The following is a 3,433-nucleotide window of genomic DNA, read 5'->3' on the forward strand; positions in this document are numbered from 1 at the left end:
GCCGTGTGCAGCCCGCTCCAGCGCTGCCAGGAGACCCTGGCCCCGCTGCTCGCGGCCCGCCCCGGCCTGCCCCTGCACACGGACGAACGCATCGGCGAATGCCACTACGGCGACTGGTCGGGCCGCAAGCTCTCCGAACTCGCCGACGAACCCCTCATGAAGATCGTCCAGCAGCACCCCTCGGCCGCCGCCTTCCCCGGCGGCGAGTCCATGCGCACCATGCAGAACCGCGCCGTGGACGCCGTACGCGAGTGGAACGCGCGGATCGAGGAGGAACACGGCGCCGACGCCGTCTTCCTGATGTGCTCCCACGGCGACGTCATCAAATCCGTCGTCGCCGACGCCCTCGGCATGCACCTCGACCTCTTCCAGCGCATCCACGTCGACCCCTGCTCGGTCACCGCGATCCGCTACACCCCCACCAGACCCTTCCTGCTGCGCCTCGGCGACACCGGGGACCTCGCCCCCCTCATCCCGGCCGCCGCGCCCCCCGCGGAGAACGCGGCCGAGGGCGGCGGCAACGCCGTCGTGGGCGGCGGCGCGGGCGCGGCCTGATCGGACGGCGCAGTAGGGTGGCAGGGCCAACACAAGTGCGCAGCCCTGCCCCCGCCCCAGACTTGGAGACCGGTCGTGCCCCGTCAGGTGTTCCTTTACGACCCGCCGGACCGCTTCGTGGCGGGCACCGTCGGTCTGCCTGGACGTCGCACCTTCTTCCTCCAGGCCTCCCAGGGCCCCCGCGTCACCAGCGTCTCCCTGGAGAAGACCCAGGTCGCGGCCCTCGCCGAGCGGATGGACGAACTGCTGGACGAGGTCGTGCGCCGGACCGGCGGCAACGCCCCCGTCCCGGCCGTCGCCTCCACCGAGGCCGCCGACACCGCACCGCTCGACGTCCCCGTCGAGGAGGAGTTCCGCGTCGGCACCATGGCCCTCGCCTGGGACGGCGAACAGCAGCGGATGATCGTCGAGGCTCAGGCCCTCGTCGAACTCGACGCCGACTCCGAGGAGGACCTCGCCGAGGCCGAGGAGCGGCTCCTCCAGGACGAGGAGAACGGCCCGCCCATGCTGCGCGTACGGCTCTCCGGCGCCCAGGCCCGGGCCTTCGCCAAGCGCGCCTTGGACGTGGTCAACGCCGGCCGGCCGCCGTGCCCGCTGTGCAGCCTGCCCCTGGACCCCGAGGGGCACGTGTGCCCCCGCCAGAACGGGTACCGGCGCCAGGTGTGAGCGCCGTGACCCCGATAGAGGAACTGCTCACCCGCGGTGAGCTCACCGTCCGCGGCCGGATCGCCGAGGCCTCCAACGCCGTGCTGCTGTGCACCGTGGCCTACGAGGGCCGCAGCGCGGAATGCGTCTACAAGCCCGTCAAGGGCGAGCGGCCGCTGTGGGACTTCCCCGACGGCAACCTCGCCCGGCGCGAGCGCGCCGCCTACCTGGTCTCCGAGGCCACCGGCTGGGGGCTCGTGCCCACGACCGTGCTGCGTGACGGCCCCTACGGAGAGGGCATGGTGCAGCACTGGATCGACGCCGGAGAACAGCCGGAGCCGCAGCTCCTCGCCCTCGTCGAGGGCGAGGAGGCCGGAGAGGGCTGGAAGGCCGTCGCGTTCGCCGAGGTGGGGGAGGGCCGCACCGCCCTGCTCGTCCACGCCGACGACCCCAGGCTGCGCCGGCTCGCCGTCCTCGACGCCGTGATCAACAACGGCGACCGCAAAGGCGGACACCTGCTCCCCGCGCCCGACGGCCGGCTCTACGGCATCGACCACGGTGTGACCTTCCACTCCGAGGACAAGCTCCGCACCCTCCTCTGGGGCTGGGCGGGGGAGCCGCTCACCGATGAGGCGCGGTCGGTGCTGTCCTCCCTGGAGGCCCAGCTGGCCGAGGACGCCCCGCTCACCACCCGGCTGGCCGAACTGATCACCCCCGCCGAGCTGGCCGCCGTACGGGCCCGTGTGGCCCTGCTGCTGCGCAGCGGGACCCATCCGAAGCCCTCCGGGCAGTGGCCGTCGATCCCCTGGCCGCCCGTCTGAGCAGGGCGGGCGCCCGAACGGGCCCGACGCACAGATCCGGCCAAAGCACAAGGGTGTCGATCAAGCCAACAGTGCAGCGCCCATTCGTTTCCGGAACAGTCGTCCGGTTAGGCTCGAAGCATGCATGCCTGGCCCGCTTCTGAGGTCCCCGCCCTGCCCGGCAAGGGCCGCGACCTCCAGATCCACGACACCGCGACCCAGGCGACGGTCACCGTCGACCCCGGTCCCGTCGCCCGCCTCTACGTCTGCGGGATCACCCCGTACGACGCGACCCACATCGGTCACGCGGCGACCTACAACGCGTTCGACCTCGTTCAGCGCGTGTGGCTCGACAACAAGCGCCAGGTCCACTACGTCCAGAACGTCACGGACGTGGACGATCCGCTGCTGGAGCGGGCGCTGCGCGACGGCCACGACTGGACCGAGCTCGCGGAGCGCGAGACCGCCCTCTTCCGCGAGGACATGACCGCCCTGCGGATGCTGCCCCCGCAGCACTACGTCGGAGCCGTCGAGGCCATACCCGGCATCGTGCCGCTGGTCGAGCGGCTCCGCGACGCGGGCGCCGCCTACGAGCTCGAAGGCGACATCTACTTCTCCGTGGAGTCCGACCCGCACTTCGGCGGGGTCTCCAACCTCGACGCCCAGGCGATGCGTCTGCTGTCCGCCGAGCGCGGCGGCGACCCGGACCGCCCGGGCAAGAAGAACCCCCTGGACCCGATGCTGTGGATGGCCGCCCGCCCGGGCGACCCGAGCTGGGACGGCGCCTCGCTGGGCCCCGGCCGGCCGGGCTGGCACATCGAGTGCGTGGCCATCGCCCTGGAACACCTGGGCATGGGCTTCGACATCCAGGGCGGGGGCTCCGACCTCGCCTTCCCGCACCACGAGATGGGCGCCTCCCACGCGCACGCGCTGACGGGCGAGTTCCCGATGGCCAAGGCGTACGTCCACGCGGGCATGGTCGCCCTGCACGGCGAGAAGATGTCGAAGTCCAAGGGGAACCTGGTCTTCGTCTCCACCCTGCGGCGCGCCGGGGTGGACCCGGCCGCCATCCGCCTGGCGCTGCTGTCGCACCACTACCGGGCGGACTGGGAGTGGACCGACGCCGTCCTCGCGGAGGCGGAGGCCCGGCTGGCGCGGTGGCGCGCGGCCGTCTCCCGCCCGGACGGGGTTCCGGCGGACGCGCTCGTGGAGGAGGTCCGGGAGGCGCTCGCCCGCGACCTGGACGCCCCTGCGGCTCTCGCGGCGGTGGACCGCTGGGTCGAGGCCCAGCTGGCCTCCGACGAAACGGACGAGACGGCCCCCGGCCTGGTCTCCCGCACCGTCGACGCCCTCCTGGGCGTCGCCCTGTAGTCCCGGGGCGGGCCGGGGCCGGGGCGCCGCTGCGCGGTGCTCCTCCCCGCCCCGCCCTTTCT

At 73.2% G+C, this 3,433-nt stretch carries 4 protein-coding genes; all 4 read left to right on the top strand.

Annotated features, from left to right (window positions below; genetic code table 11):
* The coding region (locus VR44_RS32945) for an MSMEG_4193 family putative phosphomutase (protein WP_045951301.1) at positions 1-555 on the top strand (555 nt) is incomplete at its 5' end.
* Positions 556-630: 75 nt separating this feature from the next.
* Positions 631-1,221, top strand: a complete 591-nt coding sequence (locus tag VR44_RS32950; RefSeq protein WP_045951302.1) for a DUF3090 domain-containing protein — start codon at positions 631-633, stop codon at positions 1,219-1,221.
* The gene (locus tag VR44_RS32955; protein ID WP_211275171.1) at positions 1,185-2,021 is read left to right on the top strand and encodes an SCO1664 family protein; all 837 of its coding nucleotides are present in this window, start codon (positions 1,185-1,187) and stop codon (positions 2,019-2,021) included. Before VR44_RS32950 ends, VR44_RS32955 begins: the two co-directional genes overlap by 37 nt.
* 120 nt (positions 2,022-2,141) lie before the next feature.
* Positions 2,142-3,371: a cysteine--1-D-myo-inosityl 2-amino-2-deoxy-alpha-D-glucopyranoside ligase gene (gene mshC, locus VR44_RS32960; protein ID WP_045951304.1), complete on the top strand. Its 1,230-nt coding sequence runs from the start codon at positions 2,142-2,144 to the stop codon at positions 3,369-3,371.
* Positions 3,372-3,433: the final 62 nt, after the last annotated feature.

It is taken from the genome of Streptomyces katrae (assembly GCF_000966975.1).
GTDB classification, from domain to species: Bacteria; Actinomycetota; Actinomycetes; order Streptomycetales; family Streptomycetaceae; genus Streptomyces; species Streptomyces katrae.

Coding starts and splice junctions, on each gene's coding strand:
- mshC (WP_045951304.1), top strand. CDS start 2,142: ATGCATGCCTGGCCCGCTTCTGAGGTCCCCGCCCTGCCCGGCAAGGGC.